Origin of the sequence: Micromonospora sp. NPDC048835, assembly GCF_040649995.1 — a bacterium.
Taxonomy (GTDB): domain Bacteria; phylum Actinomycetota; class Actinomycetes; order Mycobacteriales; family Micromonosporaceae; genus Micromonospora.
The window spans coordinates 83583-106257 of sequence record NZ_JBEZGM010000018.1 but is presented as its reverse complement, the minus strand read 5'-3'; the positions used below and the strand labels follow the sequence as shown (position 1 = coordinate 106257).

Here is a 22675-nt window from a genome sequence, read left to right as displayed (position 1 = left end):
CTCGAGGAGCTGAACATGTCACGACGGCGTCATCGCCCGGCCACCCTGCTGGCCGGGCTGCTCGTCCTGGTCCTGTCCACGGTGCTGTTACCGCCGGGCTCGGGGGCCGGCACCGCCACGGCCGGCCCGTCCCGCACCCGCGCCGTGCCACTCACCGACCTGACGGTGGTGTCCGAACGGGTGGCCTTCGGTCTGCAGCGTCCGATCGCGATCACCGGGCTGCCGGACGGCCGCATGCTGATCGCGGAGAAGAACGGCACCGTCCGCTCCTACCACCCCGACACCGGCCTGGCCGCCGATCCGGTGCTCGACCTGAGCGCCCGGATCGACCCGTCGGACAACGAGCGCGGCCTCCTGGGCATCACGCCGGCGCCGAACTTCGCGCGGACCGGGATGCTCTACGTGGCCTACACCAGCCTGCCGTCCGGTGCGCTGACGCTGGCGCGGGTGCCCCTCGGCGCCCCGAACCGCTTGCAGGTGCTGCTCACTCAGGAGCACGCCGAGTTCGGCAACCACAACGGCGGCCAGGTGGCGTTCGGCCGCGACGGCTACCTCTACTGGTCGACCGGCGACGGCGGCAACGCCAACGACCCGTTCAAGAGCGGCCAGAACCTCGGCACCCTGCTCGGCAAGATCGTGCGGATCGACGTGAACCGTAGCTGCGCGGGCAAGCCGTACTGCGTACCCTCGGACAACCCGTTCGTCCGAACGCCTGGCGCGCGCCCGGAGATCTGGGTGTACGGGCTGCGCAACCCGTGGAAGTTCTCCATCGACCCGGTCGACAACTCGCTGTGGATCGGCGACGTCGGCCAGGGTCTGATCGAGGAGATCAACCACATCCGCCCGTCCCAGCGGGGCGCGAACCTCGGCTGGTCCTGCAAGGAGGGCACGCCGGTATTCGACCAGACGCAGTGCCGGCCGGGCGTGCGGCTCACCGACCCGATCGCCGAGTACGACCACTACCTGACGGAGAACTGCTCCATCATCGGCGGCCTGGTGTACCGGGGGTCGGTCACCCCGGAGGCGCGCGGCACCTACATCGCGAGCGACTACTGCTCGACCCGCGCGTTCGCCCTGCGTCAGCGGTCCACCGGCGGCTACGACTCGGCGGAGATCGGCACCTTCCCCACCCAGCCGACGGCGTTCGGCGCCGACGTCAACGGCGAGCTGTACGTGCTCAGCGACCTCCCGGGCTGGCTGAGCAAGGTGCGCTTCGAGAAGGTCCAGCCCACCCCGACCGCCACGGCGGCGATCCGCTGACCCGGTAGCACTCCGGGAACGGCCGCGTCCGGCGGCCGTCGCACCCTCCGCAGCGGCGGGCGGCCCGGCGATCGACGGTCCCTCATCGAGGGTCGATCGCCGGGCCGCCCCGGTGCTCGGCCGCGCCGGGCGGCCGGCGGTCAGCCGGTCAGAGGCCGGCGGCGTGTGCCGCGGCGGTGCCGCCGACCACGGGCAGTACGATGTTGCTGCTCTTCAGCGCGACCCGCAGGTTCGCGGCGGTGGTGTCCGCCTGGCTGGAGTACTGCGGGTAGCTGGCCACGATGATCACACCGATCCGGTGGCCGGGCTTGAAGACGTAGTCCTCCGGCAGCAGCGGGAAACCGAAGTTGTACGACTCCCCCGGCACCAGCGGCACGCCGACGCGGATCGACTGCCGGTTCTGGGCGTCCATGATGCCCTTGGTGACCAGTTCGTAGTCGGCGGTGGCCACCCGCTTCGCCGTCTGCTTGTAGCAGCCGTCGTCGGTCGGGCTGCTCTCGCCCCAGCAGTCCGACGTGTCCAGGGTGATGATGCCCTCGCCGGAGGCGCGGTGCGCGACCCGCTCGTCGGTGCCGTAGTCGACCAGGATCGCCCCGAGGTTGGTGTCGGTCTGGTCGGCGGAGGCCCGTAGCTGCACGGTGGGGGTGCCGGAGATGTGCAGCGGCGCGGTCAGTGGCGCGGAGAGGAACGCCAGCCGGTTGGGCTGCACCACGTCCGGGTTGAGGACCATGGTGTTCTGGCTCTGCGTACGGCTGTCCTGGAACGTCCCGGTCGCCGGCTTCGCGGTGGGCACCAGCCCGAGACCGCCCGCGCCGGTGGTGGCGGGCTGGAGGAACACCTCGGTGTCCGCCTTACCCGGGATGGGCCAGTCGGCGTGGGTCTCCCACACGTCGGCCGAGCGCTCCAGGTCGACCCTCGGCTCGTCCATGATGCCGTTGGCGACGCCCTGCAGCCAGAAGTCGAACCATCGGTGCAGGGTCGACACCCACACCGCGCGGCGCGAGTCGAACGGGTCGACGTGGCCCTCCTGCGACAGCCACAGCTTGCGCGGCACGTTGTTCTCCGCCAGGGCGTACCAGAACTTGCTGAAGTGGTCCGGGCGGACGTTGTCGTCGTTGAGACCGTGGTAGAGCAGCACGCTCGCGGTGACGTTGGGGACCTTCTTGACGTAACTGCGCTCATTCCAGAAGGACGTGTAGTCGCCGTGTTCGTCGCCGTCGGCGGCGCCTATCGCGTCGCGCACCGGCTTGCAGTAGTCCCGACGCTCCGGGTTGGTGACCGTGTTGGCAAGCGACGACACGTAGCTGTTGCCTCGGGTGATGACGCCGTTGCTGCGCACGTAGTCGTAGTACTCGGTCGGTCCGCTGATCGGCACGACGGTGGTCAGGCCCGGCACGCCGGTCACCGCCGTGGCCATCGCCAGCGAGCCGTCGTACGATTTGCCGATCATCCCGGTCTTGCCGTTGTGCCAGTCCGCCTTGACGATCTGCCCGGCGGCGTTACGGGCGGTGGCCCGGCCGTTGAGCCAGTTGACGGCCTGCTTGGCGCTCAGATTGTCCTGGTTGGCGTTCGTCGTCGGGCAGCCGGTGGAGTTGTTGGTGCCGACCATGTCCAGCAGGATGACCGCGTATCCGCGCGGCACGAAGTAGTTGTCGTAGAACAGCGGCCACTTGTCCAGCAGCCCGTCGCCGTCCAGGTCCGCCTTGCACTCGGACTCGTTGCCCCGGCAGACCGTCGAGTAGTAGGGGCTGGCGTCCATCACCACCGGGGCCTTGAGCCCCTGCGCGGTGGCCGCCGGCCGCATCAGGTCGAACGCGATGATGTCGCGCAGACCGTCGTTGTCACTGTCGAAGGTGGAGTCGATGAAGAGGCGTTCCCGGATGGCGTCGGCGTAGCCGAACACCGGCTGGGTGACGCCGTCCTGGACGACGATCGACGGCGGGTTGTCCGCCGCCATCGCCTGCGGCGCCGCGCCGAGGGCGGCGAGCACCGTCGCGGACAGGACGGCCACGCCTCTACGCCAGCGCGTTCCCACTGTAGCCATGCGTTCTCCTTGATGTGTCCGAGGCTGCGTACGCTACGAGCCGGTGGTCGGTGCCACCACCTGCACGTGTAGGAACTTCGCCGGGTGCGGTTCGACGTGGCGCAGGTGGCGGGGCCGCGGGGCTACGGCTGTTCGGCGAGCACCAGCTCCCGCAGCCGCTTGTCGAGCGTCGGGGCGTCCAGGCCACCCGGCCAGCCCCGCAGCAGGGCGCCACCCTTGGCCACCAGCACGACGGCCGGCGGCTCCCGCACCGCGTACGACCGCCAGATGGTCTGCTTGTCGTCCACGACGACCGGATACTCCACCCGGTGGGTGCGGAGGTAGTCCTGGACGTCGTCGGCCTGGTCCGCGCCGGCCACGCCGACGAAGACCACCCGGTCCCGGTAGCTGCGGGCCAGCTCACTGAGCGCGGCCTGCTGGCTGGCGCAGGTGGTGCACCAGGAGTTGAAGAAGGTCAGCACGACGGGGCGCTGCGCCCACAGGTCGGCGGCGACGAGCGGTGTGCCGTCGGTGAGCGCGCCGGTGAACGCCGGGGCGGGCGCAGCGGTGCCGGGCGGCGGGCGCAACGCCAGGTCGACGGGGACCGGCCCGGGCATCGTCGCCGCCCCGCCGGCGGGGGCCGGCGCGGGCGCGGGCTCGGGTGTGCGGCATCCGCCCAGCAGGGCCGCCAGCACCAGCAGCGGCAGGAGTGCTCGTCTCATGACGGCACCACCGCCACCAGGGCGGGGCCCTCGCTGCTGTCCGGCGTCAGGTCGAGCGTCGGCCGGCCGTCCACCTCAAGCCGGTAGGAGGCTCGCTGCGGCACGCGTACACCGACGTTGAACTCGCAGTAGGTGGGCAGGCGCTCGACGCCCAGGTCCTCGTCGAAGGCGGCCACGGCGGTGCCTGCCGGCAGTTGTCCGCTGGCCAGCGCCGCTCCGTCCGCGTCGAGCACCCGGAACGGGGCCCGGTTGTGGAAGTGCTGGTACGGGCCGGTGCCGGCGCAGTCCACGCCGGCGGCCCGGATGTTGATGTCGCGAACCAGCACCCGGACGGTCGTCGGGGAGACCGCCTCCGGGGCGGCGTCGGCGGTGCCGCAGCCGGTCGCCCCGACCAGCAGCAGGGCCAGCAGCGTCATGGTGCTTCGCCGCACGTCATCCTCCTCTCGCCCGCCTGCCTGGTCCGTGGCGGTCTGCCGCCACGGACCAGGCAGGATCGGGTTCAGCCTCGGGCGTCGGTCAGGACTTCTCGACCCGGCACTGCTTGGTCTCCGTCTTCGTCGGGTCGCTCTCCGAGGTGGCGGTGAGCTTCACGAAGCCGGTGTTCGCGGCGGCGGCGGTGGCGCCCACCGACACCTTGACCGTGGTGGTCTTGCCGAACTGCGCGGTGGCGATCCGGTTGGGCAGCCAGGTCCGCCAGCCCTTGCCGGCCACCTCCGCCGACAGGCGGTAGACGTCCGACTTCAGGTACGCGGTGGCATCCTCCGGGTGCTGCTGCCCGCCGGCCGAGTAGGAGCCGGTGTTGGTCAGCTCGAACGAGCAGGTCACCCCGCGGTTGGTCGGCTTGCCGCCGCCGGTCACCTCACCCTTGCCCAGCGTCACGCCGTGGGCGCTCGGCCCGCCGGTGCCGTCCAGCGAACGCACCGCCACCGTGTACGAGAGCGAACCGGCCGCGTCACGCTTCAGGTCGATGACGTAGAAGTGCAGCCGGTTGGCCTCGTCGACGTACTCGTACTCGCTGCCGGTGTCCGCGCCGGCGTGGAACAGCGCGTCGGAGAGCTGCCGGTAGTCACCCATTGTGATCTTCTGCGGGGTGCCGTCCGGCCGGTAGAAGTCGATCATGTCGATGTCCTGCGGGTTGGCGTCCACCACCCACTGGAACGGTGCGCTGTCGGCGTTCTTCGTCTTGCTCAGCAACACGCCGCTGTCCGGAGTGAAGGAGTCCGCCCCCATCCGGTCGACGACCTCGACCGTGTAGTTGTTGAAACTGCCGCCGTCGCACAGCGGGTCCGTGCTGACCCCGCACGCCGGCGACAGGTCCTTGTTCAGCGCGATGTTCACGCCGGTCAGACCCTTCGGGCCGGCGTCGACCGCCCGCGCCGTGACCTGGGCGACCACCAGGCCCGAGGAGGCGAGCGACTCCCGCGACAGCCGCAGCACGTGCTCCTCGCCGAGCAGGCCGATCTTGAGTTTGTCCCGCACCGTGTGCAGCGAACCCATCGAGCCGCCGTTGGTGGGCGGGATCTGCCAGCGGGTGTGCGGACCTCCCGGGCCGTTGAACGACCCGCGCGACATCATGCTCCAGATCCCGGTGTACGCCCGGCGCAGCGGCTCGCCGTACGGGTTGTTGTAGTTGTCACCGATGCCCAGCAGGTGGGTCAACTCGTGGGCGTAGACGCCCATGCCGGAACTCTCGCCCTGCGTCGAGGAGCCGCCGCCGGCGTTCGGCCACAGCGTCGCCGCCGCCTTCCACGAGGTCCAGTCCACGTAGCGGGTCTTGGCCCAGTTCGGCATGGTGGGGTCCGGTGGGCCCCAGGCGTCCGGCACGTCCTCCTTGTTCTGGAAGATCATCTGCCCGAACTCCTGCCAGGTCGACGACTCGTCCTGGCCGGCGCTGAGGATGAACACCAGCTCGTACTGGTTGGCGACCTCCTCGCCGACGGCCGCCCGCCAGGCGCCCAGGCCGTCGGTGCGGATGTTCTTGCCGCACACGTCCCCGCTCGGGCAGGCGCCCGGGTTGAACCCGTTGTCCAGCCCGTACTGGTAGGACTTCGCCGGCATCTGGTACGGCCCGAACCCGGCGAGGTCGACGCCGTAGCGGCCGTTGGAGTCCTGCATCCAGTACTCGTGCAGGGTGTGGCCCTTGTTGAGGGTGTTCGGGGTGTTCAGGAAGTCCTGGTAGAACTTCGGCACATCGGCCCGGGGGATGTTCGTCGCGACGGACTGGGGGTTGCCGAAGACCGTCGAGCGGGCCCGCTGGGAGACCGCGAACGTCTCATCGGGATAGTCGAGCGCCACCAGGGCGATCTTGAAGTTGCGGACCGAGCCCGTCACGCTCGGGTCGGCCCAGTTCTTCCCGGGCACGGCCTGGTAGTCGTTCCAGGTCATCGTGTCCGGGTTCTGCCAGGCCTGCGGGTCGAGGACCTGGAAGGGCGCGGTGCCGCCGGCCGGATTGGCCGGGGCCGCGGCGGCCTGCGCCGCCCCGGTCGCCACGAGTGTGGTCACCACGGCGGCGGCCAGCACGGCCCGCCGCAGCCGGGTTCGATGGGGGGTACGGTGCACGAAATCACCTCTCGTCGGAGGAAACGCGGCGCCGGCGCCCCGGTGGGGGTTTGGCGGGACGCCTGTCAGCAGGCCGCGCAGCGAATCTAGGAGGGCGGGCCGGTGCCGGTCACCGTGCAGATGTCGGCAGGTGGGCCGGGGACTTCCGACACCTGAAGGACCCGCGGCCCCCGGTGGGTCAGCCGGGACCGGCCCCGGACGCCGGTTCGGTGGCGGCCGCGAGCGCCCGCCGCACGTCCCGGCGCACCCGGTCGACGGTCGGCGCGGGCAGCGGCCCACGCGGAGGACGGCACCGGCCACCGAACCGCCCGGCGCACTCCATGGCGAGCTTGACGGCCTGCACCGACTCGGGCCGGGCGGCCCAACCGAGGATCGGGTGCAGCTCGGCGTAGAGCGGCAGCGCCCGGCCCAGGTCACGGGCGACGCACAGCTCGTAGAGGCGCACGGCCTGGCGGGGTAGCGCGTTGGGCAGGCCGGCGACCCATCCCGCTGCGCCGCACAGCACCAGTTCCAGCGCCACGTCGTCGACGCCGACGAGCACGTCGATGTGGGGGCAGAGGTCCCGCAGGCGGTGCAGCCGACGGACGTCGCCGGTGACCTCCTTGACCGCGACGATCCCGTCGATCTCGGCGATCCTCGCCAACAGGTCCGGCGTGAGGTCCAGTCGGGTGTCGTACGGCTCGTCGTGGGCGACCACCGGCAGGCCGACCGCCGCGACCTCCCGGTAGTGGGCGACCACGTCGGCGGGGCCGGCGGCGGGCCCGGCGGGTGGCCGCGCGAACACGCCGTCGGCGCCGGCCTCGGCGGCCTGCTCCGCCCAGTGGCGGGCCTGCCTGCTGCCGTAACCGCCGACCCCGGGCAACACCGCGCAGTCGGACGGCGCGGCCTGCACCGTCGCCCGCACGACTGCGGCCCGCTCGTCGTCGGAGAGGGCCCGGTACTCCCCCATCGACGCGCACGGCGCGACCCCGTGGCACCCCTCGGCGGCGAGCCACCGGACGTGCTCCTGGAGCCGGTCGTAGTCGACCGACAGGTCGGCGCGGAACGGCGTGGTGATCGCGACCAGCACACCCCGCCAGGGCCTACCTGTTCCCACTCCGGGATCCCCTCTCCGCACCGGCACCGCCTGTCATGCCAGCCGCACGTGCTGGTGCGGTCGGTACCGGAACCCTAGGAACCGCCGTCACCTCCGGTCTTCGGACAGGTGCCGGAACCGTCGCGACACCTGCCGTCTTTTTGTCGTGACTTCGACAGTGGACCTTGCGCGATGCCCGGTCCGCACCAGAGGGTAAGGACTGGCGGTCGCGCGATCCCTGTCACGCAGCGCAACCTTGGGAGATAGATGCACGGTGAGCTCCAGCGAATCGTCGACGCCGTCGCCGCCCGGGTGGGGCGACCCGCCCTCATCGAGGACCGGCGGCAGCGGGTGGTCGCCTACAGCGAGCACGACGGCCCGATGGACGAGGTCCGCCGCACGTCGATCCTGCGCCGGCAGACGACGCCGGAGGTGATCGCCTGGTTCCGGGGCATGGGTGTGCTCACCGCGCACGCACCGCTCCGCACCCCCGCGTGCCCCGAGCTGGACCTGCTGGCGCGGGTCTGCGTGCCGATCCGGCACGACGACCTGCTGCTCGGGTTCGTCTGGTTCATCGACGCGGACGGTTCGATGACCGACGCCGACATCGCCACCGCGACCGGTCCCTTCACCGACCTGTCGTTGGCCCTGTACCGGGAGAACCTGCTCGGTGAGCTGGCCTCGCAGCGGGAGACCGAGGGCACCCGCGCCCTCCTGGTGGAGAGCCCGCAGGCGCGCGACCACGCGGCGCGGGCGTTGCTGGAGGAGGGCGTGCTTGCCGCCGACGGGTCGACCGTCGCGCTCGTCGCCCAGCTCGTCCCGGCCGGCGGGCGGCAGCCCGACGAGATGGCCCGGATCGCACTGGAACAGGCTCTGGTCACCACCCGCCGGTGGATCGGCGTACGGGAGACGCTGCACCTGGTCTGGCACGACCACGGGGTGCTGCTGGTGTGCGGCAACCGGGTCGCCGGCAAGCCCTCGCCGGAGGCATCGGCCGGGCACCTGGACGAGGCGTTGGCAACGGCGACCCGGGGCCTGGCCTCGGTGGACCGGACCGTGACCGGGATCGGCCAGCCCCGTCCCGGGCTCTCCAGCGCGGTCGAGTCCTACCAGGAGGCCGCGCAGGCCGCCCGGGTCGGCACCCAACTGCCCGCGCTGGGCCGGGTGGTCTCCTGGGCCGGCCTGGGCATCTACCGGGTGCTGTCGCAACTGGACAGTCAGCACCTCGACGTCGGGGGCGTCCACCCCGGGTTGGAGCGGCTGCTGCGCGACGATGCCCACCAGGTGCTGCTGGAGACCCTGGAGGCCTACCTGGACCTGGCGGGCAACGCGCACGCGACCGCCGAGAGGCTCCGGCTGCACCGGACCACGCTCTACTACCGCCTACAACGGGTGGAGCAGCTCGCCGGGACCGACCTCAAGGACGGCAACGAGCGACTGTGCCTACACCTGGCGATGAAGCTCGGTCGGCTGAGCGGCCACTACCGCACGGCGTGACAGCACCCGCGCGTTCGCCGCCGGCCGGGCCGCCGGTCCCGGGCGAATCCGGTCAGACCAGGCGGGTCATCCAGCCGTGCGGGTCGGCGACCCGGCCGTACTGGATGTCGAGCAGGCGGCGGCGCAGCCGCATCGTCACCGAGTCCTCGGCGCCGGCCTTCGGAGCTGTCACCTCGCCACCCTCCCAGACCAGCCGTCCGACCGGCGTGACCACGGCGCCGGTGCCACAGGCGAAGACCTCGGTGATCGCGCCGGACGCCACGCCCTCCTGCCACTCCCGGATCTCCACCGGGCGCTCCTCGACCTCCAGGCCCAGGTCCTTGGCGAGGATGAGGATCGACCCCCGGGTGACGCCCTCGAGGATCGTGCCGAGTTCCGGGGTGATGATCCTGCCGTCCGCCGTGATGAAGTAGAGGTTCATGCCGCCGAGTTCCTCCACGTAGCGGCCCTCTGCGGCGTCCAGGAAACAGACCTGCTCACAGCCGTGCTCGGCGGCCTCGACCATCGGCGCGAGGCTGGAGGCGTAGTTGCCGCCGCACTTCGCCTCGCCCGTGCCGCCCCGGGCCGCCCGGGTGTAGGTGGAGGAGAGCCAGATGGAGACCGGTTTGACGCCACCGGAGAAGTACGCGCCGACCGGGCAGGCGATCACCATGTAGGTGATCTCCTTCGCCGGGCGGACACCCAGGAACGGCTCGGACGCGAACATGAACGGCCGCAGGTACACGCTGTACTCGTCCTCGTCCGGCACCCACACCTGATCGGCCCGGACCAGCCCCTCGACCGAGGCGATGAAGTCCGGCACCGGCAGCTCGGGCAGGGCCAGCCGGCGAGCGGACCGGGCGAAGCGCTCGCCGTTGGCGTGCGGCCGGAACGACCAGATCGAGCCGTCCGCATGCCGGTACGCCTTCATCCCCTCGAAGATCTCCTGGGCGTAGTGCAGCACCGCCGCCGCCGGGTGCATGAGGATCGGACCGAAGGGGATGATCTCGGAATCCTGCCAGCCGCCTTCCGGCTTCCACACCGCCCGTGCCATGTGGTCGGTGAAGTACCTGCCGAACCCCGGATCCGCCATGATCTCGGCTCGCCGCTCCGCGCTCGCCGGGCTCGGATTCTGGTGCAACGGGAACGACAGGCTCATCGCCGGGTCCTCTCAATGGGCGCATCCCTGGCGCTCAGGTCACCGCAAGCGAACACGCAGGGGAGGTTTGTCGGATGACAGGTGCAGAGTACCGACCATCTCGTCGCCGATCGTAGACAGCGGACAGCGACCCGGAGGGGCGGCACGACCTCGATCCGGGGCGACGAGCGGTGCTCCGCGCTTGCCGGTCTCTCCGGATCAGAGGACGCGGGCCATCTCGATCTCCGGGCCGAGAGATCCGTGGAAACTCATCCCGGTGGCCGTGAACCCCGCCTTCTCGACAAGTGCGACGGACGTTCCCACCCAGGTGCCGTCACCGGCGATCGCGACGAACTGGCGTGCCCCCGTCTGCGGTCCCCCATCGTCGGAGGAACCCTGGGCGCGCGTCTGCCAGAACTCGTCAGGCTGGGCGGCGCCCTCCTCGTAGGACTCGACGAAGGCCAGCGGGGCGTCCTCGTCTCTCAACGCCTCCAGACGCAGTGCCCGAACCTCGCGCCACTCATGGGCGCGAATCGGGCGGATGACGTAGTCGCTCACGCAGGGACTAGGCCAGCAGTGCCTGCTGCGGGGCCATCGGGAGAGACCGCCGGACGGGTTGGCTGCTAGCGTTCGCCGCCATGTGGACTGAGGAATCCGTGGCCGGGCGACCGGCATGGCGGCATGTCCCTTCGGGAGTCGTGTTTCGGGAGGTTCCGGGTGGCACGTTCCGGATGGGGCTGTCCGAGGCGGAGCTGGATGTGCTACGCGCGATCGAGCGCGGCGGAGAAGTCGAGGACACCATTGAGCCGTTCCTCGCCTATGCCAAGACCGCACAGCCGGTGCGCGAGGTGCGGGTCGAGCCGTTCCTGCTCGCCCGGCACCCGCTGACGGTGGCGCAGGTCCAGCACTGGCTGCCCGATTACGAGGACGACTACGCCGAGGCGGACACGAGCACGGCCCGACTTGAAGGCGACCTGGACGACCTGCTCAAGCTGTTGCCGTTCATGCTGCCCAGCGAGGCGCAGTGGGAGTACGCGGCGCGAGCCGGCACCACCACGCTGACGTTCCGCGGGGACGCGAAACCCGACGAGGACCAACTGCTCGACGATTTCGGTGACGAGACGCGGACGGTCGCGGGCGAGAACGCGTTCGGGCTGGTGGCGATGGGGTCGGCGAACGAGCTCTGCGCCGATGTGTGGATCCCCGGGTTCGACGGCGCGCCGGCAGACGCGCGACCACGGGCCGGCGACGGGCCCCGCACTGTGCGCGGCGGAGCCGCCGATCTCTATCCGTGGCAGGGTTGCGACGAATGGCTGCTACTGCTCTCGGCCACCCGGTACGAGCACGCCAACTTCGCGGCGGTACGCCCGGCCGCACCACTGCCACGCCAGTGACCGAGCCGATCGCCCCGACCCCGGTCATGATCGGCGCGGCGATTACAGCTCCGACAGCGAACCCCTGGCCTCGTCGGCGAGCTTCCCGTTGCCAAGCCTCTCGTACTCGTTGATCGCCGCCCGGAACGCCTGTACTGCCTCATCCCGACGGCCCTGCGCTGCGGCGACCGATCCGAGAGCCTGGTGCGCCGCGCCTGTCCCGGCACCGTGTCGGATCCGCTGGAAGATCTCCAGCATCGCGCGGAAGTCCCTGTCGGCGTCACGGTGCCGCTCGTCCTCGACGGCGAGCCAGCCACGCTCGTGGAGGCAGTATCCGCGGAGGAACTCGTCGTCCAGGCGGTCGGCGACGCTGAAGGCCCGCCTCGTCAGGGCGGACGCCTTCGTCGGGTTGCCGGCCAGCTTGTGCCCTGCGGCCAACCCCAGGAGGACGTAGCCGTGCACCGCCGTCTCCGGCGGTGCGAGGAGCGCTTCCGCTCGTTCCAGCACGGGGATGCTGCGCTCCGGACGTCGAAGGGTGTTGTAGAGGGTCCCGAGGGCGGCGCGAACCTCGATCTCCTCCTCGACCACCTGCGATTGTTGGAACAGTCGCAGGGCTCGGAGCAGTTGCCGTTCCGCCTCATCGGGATGACCGTGCGCCCGCAGCGCCTCGCCCAGCCGGCGCGCGGTCTGCGCCAGCTCTCCCGAATCGCCGAGTCGTTCGGCGACGGCGACGGCCTCGCGCGCGGTGGCCAGCTCACGCTCAATTTCGCCGGCCAGTCCGTAGGAGTGCGAGATCCATCGCAGCGCCCGCACCCTCCTGCGGTCATCGGCCGCCGCCCGCTCCACCGACCGCCACAGCTGTAACCGGTAGCGGTGGTCGTCGGCTGCGGTCAGCAGCGGGTGCACCGCCTCCACCAGTGCCCAGGCCTGATCGGTGAGTCCCTGCGCAACCGCGGTGCGCAGCACGGCCAGGATGTTGTCGCGCTCATCCGTGACGTCGCCGCCGGATGCGGCAAGGCCCCGCAGCCAGTCCAGTTGCCGGGTCAGACAGGCGACACGGTCGCCGGGCGTCTCGTGTCGCTGCAACATCTCACCGGCGAACAACCGCAGGAGGTCGTGCAGCCGGTAACTCGACGGTGTGGGCGCCTCGATCAGGAAGGCGTCCACCAGCCGGTCCAAGGCATCCTGCACCACCTGTCGATCGAGTCCGCACCGTCGGGCCGCCGACTCGAGGCCGAACATCACCCCCGGGTGCGCCCCGGCTCGCCGGAACACCAGCCGGTCCACGTCGCTCAACTCGTCGTACGTGGGCTGGAAGGTGGACCTGATGGCGCCGTCCCCCACCCGCAGCTCGTCGAGGCGGCGGTTCTCGTCCGCCAGACGGTCCGCGAGGGCGGACGGAGTCCAGCCGGGTCGGGCTCGGAGCCGAGATCCGACGATGCACACCGCAAGCGGTAGCCCCGCGCAGATCTCGACCAACCGTCGTGCGCCCGACGGGTCGGCCGCGACCCGGTCCGCTCCGACAGTGGCAGTCAACAGGTCGAGTGCCTGCCCGGGCGGCAGCGGGTCGAGGGTCAGCACCGCGGCCCCCGGCAGATCGGTGAGCAGCCGACGACTCGTGACCACGGTGAGACAACCTGTGCCAGCAGGAACCAGCGGTCGTACCTGCGCCGCGTCGGAGGCGTCGTCGAGCAGGACGAGAAGCCGTCGGTCGGCAACCGCCGACCGGAAGCGCGAGGACAGCTCGTCGAGCGTGCCCCGCCGTTCCTCAGCGTCGCGGCCGACCGCACGGAGCATCCGGATCAGCGCTTCCTGTGGTTGCACGGGGGCGGCGCTGGCCCCGCCCAGCGCGACGTACAACTGGCCGTCCGGGAAGTGCTCACGAACCCCATGGGCGTACGACAGGGCGAGCGCCGACTTTCCGGTGCCCCCCGCCGCGCAGATGACGACGACCTGCGTACCCGCCTCGACCAGTTCCTCGACAGTGGCCAGCTCCGCCTCGCGGCCGACGAGTCGGGGCACGATCGGAAGTTCACTCGGCGGAGCAGGGTCGTCCATCGGCGGGGAGACCGGTGGCGCAGCAGGCTGGCTGGCCTGTCCCAGCCGGTGCTGCCACAGGGCGAGACCGACCCCGGTGAGGGTCAGGACGGCGACCGTGGGCCAGGCCAACCAGCCGTACGCCGCGACCGGCTCGGGCAGGTCACCGCCGGTCGCCACGTTGACCACGACGGCCAGTACGACCGAGAGCAGACTGGACACCGTCACCAGCAGCAGCGCCACCAGCCGTCCAGGACCGCCATCTCCGGTGACACGACGCGGACCACCACGCCCTATGGCGCCACTCAAGCGACTGCCACCCTCGCCGCGTCGAGGAACGCCAGGCGGTTCGCCTCGAGATAGTCCCGCACGCTCTCCCCGTCCGGCAGCCCCTCCCAGACGACGCGGTTGAGGTCGAGGAAGTAGGCCCGCGCCGCCTCGTGCACCGCGAGCGGGAACGTCAACCGGATCAGGCGCTCCGAGACCCAGACCCGGTTCATCACCGCCTGCGTCGCCTCGTGCCAATCGTCGCCGGCCGTCCAGCTCGTCGGACGGTCGAAGGCGCACCGCTCCGCGTCAGCCGTCACCTCGATGAACCTCTCGAGCTGGGCGAGCCGTTCCGCGCGGCGGCTCTCCGCCAGAGCAAGACCGCGTCGCCGTTCCTCGGCCCGCTCCGCCGAGCGCTGGGTCTGATGCTGCACCCCGAAGGACAGGGCGCCGCCGAGGACTACGCCACCCAGCGAGACCATCGACAGCCAGAGATCGCTCGGCATGCGGCCATGATGCCAGCTCAGCTCCACGCCGAAGTGCCCAGGACGCGCGGGCGTGCATCGTCCACGCGTTGGGCGATCCGGACGGGGTGTTGATCCTTGATGACACCGTGACCTAGAAAGGGTGTGCACACCATCGGGGTGCAGCGGCAGTACGCCGGGACCGCGGGAGGAGTGGAAACGCCGGACAGCCCGGACACGGCCGCCACCGCCGCACGATTGCCGGCATGACAGCACGCCCTCGACCTCACACCTCTTGTGCCCGGAGGAACGCAGACCATGGACCACGCACCTCAGCTCATTCAGGAGCGGAGTGCCCCGCCGGCCACGCTGGTCATCTTCGGTGCCTCCGGTGATCTGACCCGGCGTAAGCTGCTGCCCGCGATCGAGAGCCTGGCTCGGCACGAGCGGCTTCCGGACCAGTTCGCGCTGGTCGGCGTCGCGCGCACGCCGATGACCGACGAGCAGTTCGCGGAGAGCGCCCTCGGCGAACGCACCCTCGCCAGCAAGCGCCAGCTCCAGGGCGGCGTGCGGTACGTGGCCGGCGGTTACGACGACCCGGAGACCTACAAGCGGCTCGTGGGGACCCTCGACGAGCTGGACGCACAGCGGGGCACGTCCGGCAATCGGCTCTTCTACCTGTCCACCCCGGCCGGGGCCTTCGAGCCGGTGATCAACGGGCTGGCCGGTGTCGGGCTCAACCGGCCCCGCGAAGGCTCCTTCTCCCGCCTGGTCATCGAGAAGCCGTACGGACGCGACCTGGTCACGGCCCGCGAACTCGACGGCGTCGTGCACAGCGCGTTCGACGAGCACCAGGTCTTCCGTATCGATCACTATCTGGGCAAGGACACCGTCCAGAACGTGCTGGCGCTGCGTTTCGCGAATTCGATCTTCCAGCCGATCTGGGATCGTTCCTGGGTCGACCACGTGCAGATCACCGTCGCCGAGACCCTCGGCGTCGGCAGCCGCGGCGGCTTCTACGAGGACGCCGGCGCGATGCGCGACATCGTGCAGAACCACGTGCTTCAGGTGCTCGCGCTGGCACTGATGGAGCCGCCGGCCTCATTCGAGGCTGAGGGCCTGCGCAACGAGAAGGTCAAGCTGCTGCAGGCGATCCGGCTCCCCACCGACCGGGACATCGCCGAGGCCGCGGTCCGCGGACAGTACACCCGGGGCGGCACCCGCGAGGAGCTGATGGCCGGTTACCGCGAGGAGGCCGGCGTCGACCCCCTGTCGCGGACCGAGACCTACGCCGCGATGCGGCTCAACGTGGACAACTGGCGGTGGGCGGGGGTGCCGTTCTACGTACGCACCGGCAAGCGCCTACCGGCCCGGCTCACCGAGGTGGCGCTGCAGTTCCAGCGGCCGCCGCACCTGCCGATCCCGACCGACCAGCTCACCGGCCTCGATGCGGACGCGCTGATCCTGCGGATCCAGCCGAACGAGGGGATCTCGCTGCGCTTCGGCGCGAAGGTGCCGGGACACTCGTTCCGGGTCCGCACCGCCACCATGGAGTTCTCCTACGACCAGACGTTCGTCGAGGAGTCCCCGGAGGCGTACGAGCGTCTGCTCCTGGACTCGCTGATCGGTGACGCGTCGCTGTTCATCCGCAGTGACGAGGTGCAGCAGTGCTGGCGGATCGTCGACCCGATCATCGACAACTGGGCGAAGGACAGCTCGCCGATTCCCACCTACGAGGCGGCCTCCTGGGGCCCGACCGACGCCGACCGGCTGATCGGCCGCAACGGCCGCAAGTGGCGCAACTCCGCCTGACTCTGCGCCGACGAGTGTGACCGGGCTGCTGAGTCCGATCACCCGACCGCACGGTCGACACACGGCGCGCGCCGAAGAGGTGTGACACCTCCGGTGCTCGTCGCGGTGCCGCGTACCCGAAGCCTGCCCTCGATCGCCGGTGGACCGCAACGCGCTGCGTTGACCCGACAGCACCCCGTAGTTAGCGTTAACAGGCCGTTTACATTGGAGCGAGCCCACCGCCGGCCAAGGAGGATCCATTGAGACTGCGACAGCGAAGGCCACGTACCGGGTCGAGTCGGAAGGGTAGGGGCGTCGCGGTCCTGGCACTGGGTGCGCTTCTGTCGGTCTCGGTCGCGGCGACGCCCTCCTACGCTGCCGGGGAGCAGGTGGACGCGGGGCTGGTGCACCACTTCGCCCTCGACGAGACCAGCGGGACGACGTTGGTCAACTCGGGCAGCGCGGGCCCGGCGGCGAACGCCACGTTGGTGAATCCCGGCAAGGCGACCCTGACCGGCGAAGGGGTCCGGTTCAACCCCGACTCGTACGAGAGCGCGCTCGACGGCGCCTACGTGGCGCTGCCGAACGACATCACCGCCGGCATGTCCAACCTGACCGTCGACTATGACGTGCGGGTCGACCCGGCGAACGTCGGCGAGCACCAGATGTGGAGTTTCGGTCGCAAGTCCGGCTCGTGCGACGTCGACACCGGCGCCGAGGGGTCCATCTTCGCGTCGAACACGCAGCGGTTCCGGGTCGCGGTGGGTCCGACGAACGTCCAGCAGAACCGGGTGCGCATGCTCGAGGGAGCGTGGACGCACGTCACCTACACCCAGTCCCTGAACTCCAACGGCACGAGCTGGACCGGCAGGGTCTACCTCGACGGCGTGCTGCACGCGACGTCGACGAACCTGACCACACCGCCGTCGGTGAGCGCCGCGGGCACCAACTGCAACTTCCTCGGCCGCTCGCAGACGTCGGGTCACTACTCGTTCCGGGGAACCATCCGGGACTTCCGGGTGTACGACCGGGCAGTGAGCCCCGACGAGACACTCGCCCTGGCCGACAGGACCGTCTCCGACGGCGTCCGCGCCGACGCCGCGGCCATCGACCTCGGCCTGACCAGTGCGGTCGTACGCGATATCGTTCTGCCCAAGACGGGCGCCGCGGCGGGCTCGACGATCACCTGGACGAGTTCGGACCCGTCGGTTGTCGCGGTCTACACCCCGCCGGCCGTCGCCAGCGCCCGCAAGGTCGCGGTGACCGGCACGATCAAACGGCCCGCGCAGGGGCAACCCGACGCGACGGCCACGCTCACGGCGACTGTCCGCAAGGGCGCCCAGGAGGTCACCACCCGGGAGATCCCCGTCGTGGTCAAGGCCGAGTTCGACGACGCCCGGGCGGTCGACCGTGACACCTCCGACCTGACCCTGCAGGCCACCGACGACGTGCGCGGAAACCTCGACCTCACCGCCAAGGGCGAGTTCGGCTCCACGATCACCTGGACGTCGACCACCGACCTCGTCACCCCGACGGGCGAGGTGACCCGCCCGGCCTTCGGCCACGACGATGTCGCCGCCACCCTGACGGCGAGCATCACCAGGGGCGCGGCCTCGCGCACGAAGTCGTTCCCGGTGACCATCACCGCCATGCCGCGATCCGAGGAGTACGAGCGGTACTTCATGGGGTACTTCAAGGGTGAGGGAATCGCCGACGGCGAACAGATCATGTTCGCCACGTCCAACGGGAACACCGCCCTGGACTGGACCGGTCTGACCGGAGGCCGGCCGTCGCTCATCTCCCAGCTTGGCGACCAGGGCCTTCGTGACCCGCACATCGTCCGCTCACCCGACGGCGACACGTTCTACATGATCGCCACCGACCTGAACTGGTACGACCAGGGCGGATACGCCATCAACGACACCCAGTACATCGAGGTGTTCGAGTCGCACGACCTGGTGAACTGGACCCCCCAGCGGCACGTCAAGGTCGCACCCGACGACGCGGGCAACGCCTTCGCACCCGAGTCGCTCTGGGTCGAGGAGATCGGCGCGTACGTCGTGTTCTGGGCGCAGTCGCTGTGGAGCGACCCGGTGAACCGCACCGGTCAGGGCAACGCGCAGATGTGGTACGCCACGACGCGGGACTTCCGGACGTTCTCCGCCCCGCAGGTCTGGCAGAACCCGGCCCCGCTGTCGCGGATCGACACGACCGCGATCAAGGTCGGCGACCAGTACTACCGGGTGACCAAGAACGAGGCCGGCAACCAGGGCTCGGACATCTTCTCGGAGAAGCACACCGACTTCCTGGACAGCAACATCAACAACTGGACGATGGTCGCGCCGGCTCTGGGGCGCACCACGTGGGTCGCCAACCAGGGGTACGAGGGACCGGTCATCTTCAAGGCCAACCCCGGGGACACCTCCTGCCCCGGCCAGTTCTACCTCTGGGGTGACCGGTACACGAACGGCGGCGGCTACCAGGCCGCGTGCCACGAGAACATCGAGGCCCCGACCTGGAACGCCAAGGCGATCACGATGACCAACGCGGGTGTCGTGCGCCCGCGGCACGGCACCGTGATCCCGTTGACCGTCCGCGAGTGGAACGACATCCGCGGAATCCCGAACAGCGACGTCACGACCACCACCGAGCTGGCGGTCGAGCCGTACGCGAGCGGGGCCCAGACGACCACCGCCACCGCGACGGTCACGGCATCCGACGGGTTCGAGACCGGCGGTAAGGTGCGGTTCAGCATCGGCTCCTGGTCGACGGTCGCCCACCTCAGCGACGGCACGGCCACGGTCACGCTGCCGACGGGTCTGCCCGCAGGTGCCCGGACGGTCAAGGCCGAATACCTCGGCTTCGACCACCTGAAGGCGTCGGCGGGTACGGCGTCGTTCGAGGTGCCCGCCGGCCCGGCCGCCGTCAAGGTCAAGGCGAAGGCGACGCCGGCGTCGGTCGTCCGCGGGGGCACGTTTAGATTGGACGTGACCGTGGGGGCGGCGGGCGGGCCGAAGCATCACGCTCCGACCCCTACCGGCGAGGTGACCGTCACCTTCGGCGGCACGGTGCAGATCGTGCCCCTGGCGGACGGTAAGGCCGTCGTCGAACTGCAGACCGCCGACCTGCGACCCGGGGTCTACCAGGTCCACGTCGCCTACTCCGGCAACCCGACCTACCGACCCCACGCGGCCAACCACCAGAAGTTGCGGGTGCGGTAGCCGGCACGGGCACTGCGCCACGTAATTCAAGCGCCCAACGGTAGAGGGCGGGCGAGATCAATGGATCTCGCCCGCCCGAGCCGGCGCCCCCGGTCGAGGTCGAACGGCTCGTCAACGCCTGGCGGGGCGGCTGGTCGCCGGCCACGAAGCTGTTGTCCGGCAACAGGGCACGAGGGTCGCCACCATCGGTCTATCCTCTTCCCGTGGTCAGGCACGCAGCGGGAAGAACCCACAAGTGCCCCTGACCGACATCGAGGTGTGGGATGCCGTATCTGAGTCCGGTCGCGGTGCAGCGCGTCGAGGGCCTCGTCGTCGCGGCTCTCGCCGTCGTCGTGACCGTCACCGTCGGGTACCCGTGGTGGTCACTGCTTGCCCTCTTTCTGGTCTTCGATCTGTCCATGCTGGGCTACCTTCGCGGGCCACGCCTCGGGGCCTTCTGCTACAACCTGGCGCACTCCTACGCGCTACCGGCCACGCTGGGCGCGGTAGCCGTGGCCGCAGCCGGGTTCGGCGACCCGATCAGTTGGCTCGGAATTCTGGCCCTTGCCTGGGTGTTCCACATCGCCGTCGATCGCGGCCTCGGCTACGGCCTCAAGACAGCCGAAGGATTCGAGCACACCCACCTCGGCTTGATCGGCAAGGCCAGAGCCTCCGACCGGCTTTGACGGACATCCGGGATCAGGAGCCGGCACCCCCGCCACGGAACGCAGCATGTCGCCGCCACCGCATGAGTCACGACCAGGTCTGTGTCTTCTTCCACGTGACGTACTCATCGAAGATCGTCGCCAGGCCGCCATGCTCGGTTCGCCGCTGTAGGTACTCGTCAAGCAGCCGAAACAACGTTTCGACGGCCACATGGTTGAGCTCAGCATCCGCCTCAAGCTCGTCGCGATGCGGCGGCCCGTCCGGGAACGCATGGTGCAACACCAGCGCCTCCCAGATCAGGTTGTCGCCGCGCCCGCAGCGGGCAACCAGCCACTCACGGAAGCCTGCTAGCAACTGCCAGTCGTTGCCAGCCTCGCAGCCCCGGACGAAGACCGTGAAGTCGTGGAACGACCCGTCCAGCGTGAACATCCCCGGCCGTCGATGCACGTCCGCGAAGAGCTTCCGGTAGTCCATTGCGCCATCCAACCAACCTCGTCACCCGGCCGTTGAGGAGATCGGCGGTCTTGTTGATCGATCCCGTTCGGAGCGGTCAGGGTCGAGTCGGAGTACGCGAGGTGACTGCCGCAGTGCCGGCAGCGGAAGAGATACGCGGTGACCGGACCATCCTTGCTCAGCGCTCGCGAATACCAGTCCTTGTCACGGGTCGTCCAGCCAGCACCGGCCGATCCTAGGACGTCACCGTCCTTGCCCGCGCCAGGAAGGCTCGGGCGGCCAGTTCGCCGGAACGGTTACCGGCCCACATCGCCCACCCGACGCCTTGGCCGGGGAATATCGCGGCGAACGTTTTCCAGATGTGCAGCCGGAAGCCGTCCTGCTCCCACCAGTGCTCGGTGTACCCGTACGCCTCAGGTATCGGGGTGAGGCGCGCGGCGTGTGCCTCGACCGCCGCCAGACCTGGCGCGTCGTCGAGCGAAACCGGGGTCCAGGTGGCGCATTCCTGGTAGAGCGCCTCGGCTTCGAGCATCGCGTCGATGCCAGGAAACACGGGCACCACCGGTGGTGAGTGTGGGCCGGTGAAGCAGTAGACGACCGCGCCGTCGCCGCGCAGCCAGACCGCGTACGGGTGCGCGACGTCGTGCTCAACGAGTTCGCACATCGCGTCCTGGTCCTCGGGGCCGTACTCGCCTGCTGCCCAGGGGACCGGCACGAACGTGACCGTCTCTTCGAACGACCAGGCGACACTGCGGTACCGCAGTCCCCCGTACCGGGCCGCTGCTCGCCGAAACAGGGTCAGCGTCGCCTGGACGTCCACGCCTGGCATCTGGCTCAACACCGACCTGAGCTCGTCCAACGCTGGCCAATCCGACACGTCGAACGAGGTTCGCTCCGCGGCGTACCTCAGGAAGCGACTGGCTCTCGGCGACAACCCCGAAGGATCGTCCAGGACATGACGCATGACTCCATGATCGAGGACACGCACGCCGTTCCAGCCGGTGGGGTCACGCCACCTCCGACACAAATCCGTCACGCATCACGTGGAGCCCGACCTCGCCTGGCAGTCCGGTGTCCTGGGTCAGTTGACCGGGCCGCCGTCGGCGTGATCATGCGTGCGATCTCCACCCTCTACGCAGGGTTATGGACCGTTCGACCCACCCATCGACTGGTGGCGCAGTCCTTTGGGTCAGGCCGTCGCTCGACGAGTCGGCCACCCGACCGCCGAATCCGTGTCGTACTCGGTGGCCGGAGTCATGCTCGGCAGCACCCGCCAGGCGTCCACGACCTGGTCTCCCGCGACAAGCTCGCCCGCCACCCCGAAGGCGGCGTGTGCTCCGCCTCCGTACGCGACCGACTGCTCACGGAAGGATCCCGGCGTGCCTGAGACCATCATCGACTCCAGCACCGTGCCCATCGCGGTCCGCGACCTGGCCGCCGTCACCGAGCACCTCGGCCGGAGCCCACCTCCCGGCGAAGGTCGAACCTGCCGGCCGGCATGGGTCGAAGCCTGCGCAGAATCGTTCACGACGGCATGCCGTGGTCCCCGTGCCGCGTCAGGAAAGTCGGCCCTGTTCCTGTCAGACTCCTCAGGTGATCGTCAGACCTGCGGGCAAGCAAGACTTCCACGGCTTCCTCGGCCTGGCGGCTCAGGTCGAGTGCTGGTTCGGCCCGATGGTCGAGGATCTCGGCTTCCATCACGCCGTGCGCAAGCATCTTCGTCGTTCCACCGCGATCGTCGCTGTTTCCTCGGGTCCGGAACTCCTGGGCGGGCTTTTGCTCGCGGCGAAGGCCCCGACCTACCACGTCCACTGGCTTGTCGTATCCGAGCAGTCACGGGGAAAGGGCGTCGGTCGCGCGCTGATGGCGGAGATGATGCGGAGGTTTGTGCGGGGCCCCGGCACCGTTGAGGTGGTCACCTTCGGGGCTGATCACCCTGGTGCCTCGGTCAGCGGTGCGCGGGTCTTTTACGAGCGCCTTGGTTTCGCCCCTGCTGAGGCTGTCGCTGCGGGTCCGGAAGGCGGTTCCCGGCAGGTCTTTCGGCTGGCCGTCACCTGACGGCAGCCGCGAAGCGGCGCGTCAGCCGATAGCCCGGCCTTCCACGGCCATCAGCCACCCTCGCGATCGTCGCGGTCCCGCCCCGGACGTGTCCCCATCGTCCCTCGACGCCG

Annotated in this window: 19 protein-coding genes; 7 read left to right on the top strand and 12 right to left on the bottom strand. The window is 70.1% G+C overall.

Annotated features, from left to right (window positions below; translation table 11 throughout):
* The first annotated feature begins 15 nt into the window (after window positions 1-15).
* Window positions 16-1260 carry a PQQ-dependent sugar dehydrogenase gene (locus AB0C15_RS21820; protein ID WP_357354641.1) on the top strand — a complete coding sequence of 415 codons (1245 nt, stop codon included), beginning with the start codon at window positions 16-18 and terminating at the stop codon, window positions 1258-1260.
* 148 nt (window positions 1261-1408) lie between these two features.
* On the opposite strand, the gene AB0C15_RS21815 is transcribed toward AB0C15_RS21820, so the two are convergent.
* From AB0C15_RS21815 to AB0C15_RS21795, 5 genes are all read right to left on the bottom strand, one after another.
* The gene (locus tag AB0C15_RS21815; protein ID WP_357354639.1) at window positions 1409-3304 is read right to left on the bottom strand and encodes a CocE/NonD family hydrolase; all 1896 of its coding nucleotides are present in this window, start codon (window positions 3302-3304) and stop codon (window positions 1409-1411) included.
* Window positions 3305-3426: 122 nt separating this feature from the next.
* A complete protein-coding gene (locus AB0C15_RS21810) occupies window positions 3427-4005 on the bottom strand; it encodes a TlpA disulfide reductase family protein (RefSeq protein ID WP_357354637.1) in 579 nt (192 codons plus the stop codon).
* Entirely contained in the window at window positions 4002-4436 is a 435-nt protein-coding gene (locus AB0C15_RS21805) for a hypothetical protein (RefSeq protein ID WP_357354635.1), read from the bottom strand. The genes AB0C15_RS21810 and AB0C15_RS21805 overlap by 4 nt, the downstream gene beginning before the upstream one ends.
* A gap of 85 nt (window positions 4437-4521) precedes the next feature.
* Window positions 4522-6564, bottom strand: coding sequence for a M6 family metalloprotease domain-containing protein (locus AB0C15_RS21800; protein ID WP_357354633.1), 2043 nt, complete (start codon window positions 6562-6564; stop codon window positions 4522-4524).
* Window positions 6565-6742: 178 nt separating this feature from the next.
* Complete coding sequence (locus AB0C15_RS21795) at window positions 6743-7660, bottom strand: dihydrodipicolinate synthase family protein (RefSeq protein WP_357354631.1); 918 nt, start codon at window positions 7658-7660, stop codon at window positions 6743-6745.
* 246 nt (window positions 7661-7906) lie between these two features.
* On the opposite strand from AB0C15_RS21795, the gene AB0C15_RS21790 reads away from it, so the two are divergent.
* The gene (locus AB0C15_RS21790) at window positions 7907-9136 is read left to right on the top strand and encodes a helix-turn-helix domain-containing protein (protein ID WP_357354629.1); all 1230 of its coding nucleotides are present in this window, start codon (window positions 7907-7909) and stop codon (window positions 9134-9136) included.
* 52 nt (window positions 9137-9188) lie between these two features.
* Here the strand turns inward: AB0C15_RS21790 and AB0C15_RS21785 are convergent, their stop codons facing one another.
* Both AB0C15_RS21785 and AB0C15_RS21780 read right to left on the bottom strand, forming a co-directional pair.
* Entirely contained in the window at window positions 9189-10274 is a 1086-nt protein-coding gene (locus tag AB0C15_RS21785) for a branched-chain amino acid aminotransferase (RefSeq protein ID WP_357354627.1), read from the bottom strand.
* A 198-nt stretch (window positions 10275-10472) separates the two neighbouring features.
* Window positions 10473-10811 carry a hypothetical protein gene (locus tag AB0C15_RS21780; protein ID WP_357354625.1) on the bottom strand — a complete coding sequence of 113 codons (339 nt, stop codon included), beginning with the start codon at window positions 10809-10811 and terminating at the stop codon, window positions 10473-10475.
* Window positions 10812-10891: 80 nt separating this feature from the next.
* On the opposite strand from AB0C15_RS21780, the gene AB0C15_RS21775 reads away from it, so the two are divergent.
* Window positions 10892-11647, top strand: coding sequence for an SUMF1/EgtB/PvdO family nonheme iron enzyme (locus AB0C15_RS21775; RefSeq protein WP_357354623.1), 756 nt, complete (start codon window positions 10892-10894; stop codon window positions 11645-11647).
* Between the two features lie 42 nt (window positions 11648-11689).
* Here the strand turns inward: AB0C15_RS21775 and AB0C15_RS21770 are convergent, their stop codons facing one another.
* Both AB0C15_RS21770 and AB0C15_RS21765 read right to left on the bottom strand, forming a co-directional pair.
* Window positions 11690-13906: an NB-ARC domain-containing protein gene (locus AB0C15_RS21770; RefSeq protein ID WP_357354621.1), complete on the bottom strand. Its 2217-nt coding sequence runs from the start codon at window positions 13904-13906 to the stop codon at window positions 11690-11692.
* Between the two features lie 62 nt (window positions 13907-13968).
* Window positions 13969-14436, bottom strand: a complete 468-nt coding sequence (locus tag AB0C15_RS21765; protein WP_357354619.1) for a hypothetical protein — start codon at window positions 14434-14436, stop codon at window positions 13969-13971.
* A 276-nt stretch (window positions 14437-14712) separates the two neighbouring features.
* Between AB0C15_RS21765 and zwf the strand changes: the two genes are divergently transcribed.
* The 3 genes from zwf to AB0C15_RS21750 all read left to right on the top strand — a co-directional run bounded on the left by zwf (window position 14713) and on the right by AB0C15_RS21750 (window position 20071).
* Complete coding sequence (gene zwf, locus AB0C15_RS21760; RefSeq protein WP_357354617.1) at window positions 14713-16206, top strand: glucose-6-phosphate dehydrogenase; 1494 nt, start codon at window positions 14713-14715, stop codon at window positions 16204-16206.
* Between the two features lie 368 nt (window positions 16207-16574).
* The gene (locus tag AB0C15_RS21755) at window positions 16575-19406 is read left to right on the top strand and encodes an immunoglobulin-like domain-containing protein (protein ID WP_357354615.1); all 2832 of its coding nucleotides are present in this window, start codon (window positions 16575-16577) and stop codon (window positions 19404-19406) included.
* Between the two features lie 263 nt (window positions 19407-19669).
* Window positions 19670-20071 carry a DUF4260 domain-containing protein gene (locus tag AB0C15_RS21750; protein ID WP_357354613.1) on the top strand — a complete coding sequence of 134 codons (402 nt, stop codon included), beginning with the start codon at window positions 19670-19672 and terminating at the stop codon, window positions 20069-20071.
* Window positions 20072-20138: 67 nt separating this feature from the next.
* Here AB0C15_RS21750 and AB0C15_RS21745 read toward each other — a convergent pair whose 3' ends face one another.
* From AB0C15_RS21745 to AB0C15_RS21735, 3 genes are all read right to left on the bottom strand, one after another.
* Window positions 20139-20525, bottom strand: coding sequence for a hypothetical protein (locus AB0C15_RS21745; RefSeq protein ID WP_357354611.1), 387 nt, complete (start codon window positions 20523-20525; stop codon window positions 20139-20141).
* 214 nt (window positions 20526-20739) lie between these two features.
* Window positions 20740-21381, bottom strand: coding sequence for a hypothetical protein (locus tag AB0C15_RS21740; RefSeq protein WP_357354609.1), 642 nt, complete (start codon window positions 21379-21381; stop codon window positions 20740-20742).
* A 312-nt stretch (window positions 21382-21693) separates the two neighbouring features.
* Entirely contained in the window at window positions 21694-21948 is a 255-nt protein-coding gene (locus AB0C15_RS21735) for a hypothetical protein (protein ID WP_357354607.1), read from the bottom strand.
* 149 nt (window positions 21949-22097) lie between these two features.
* Between AB0C15_RS21735 and AB0C15_RS21730 the strand changes: the two genes are divergently transcribed.
* Window positions 22098-22562 carry a GNAT family N-acetyltransferase gene (locus AB0C15_RS21730; RefSeq protein WP_357354605.1) on the top strand — a complete coding sequence of 155 codons (465 nt, stop codon included), beginning with the start codon at window positions 22098-22100 and terminating at the stop codon, window positions 22560-22562.
* The last annotated feature ends 113 nt before the right edge of the window (window positions 22563-22675 follow it).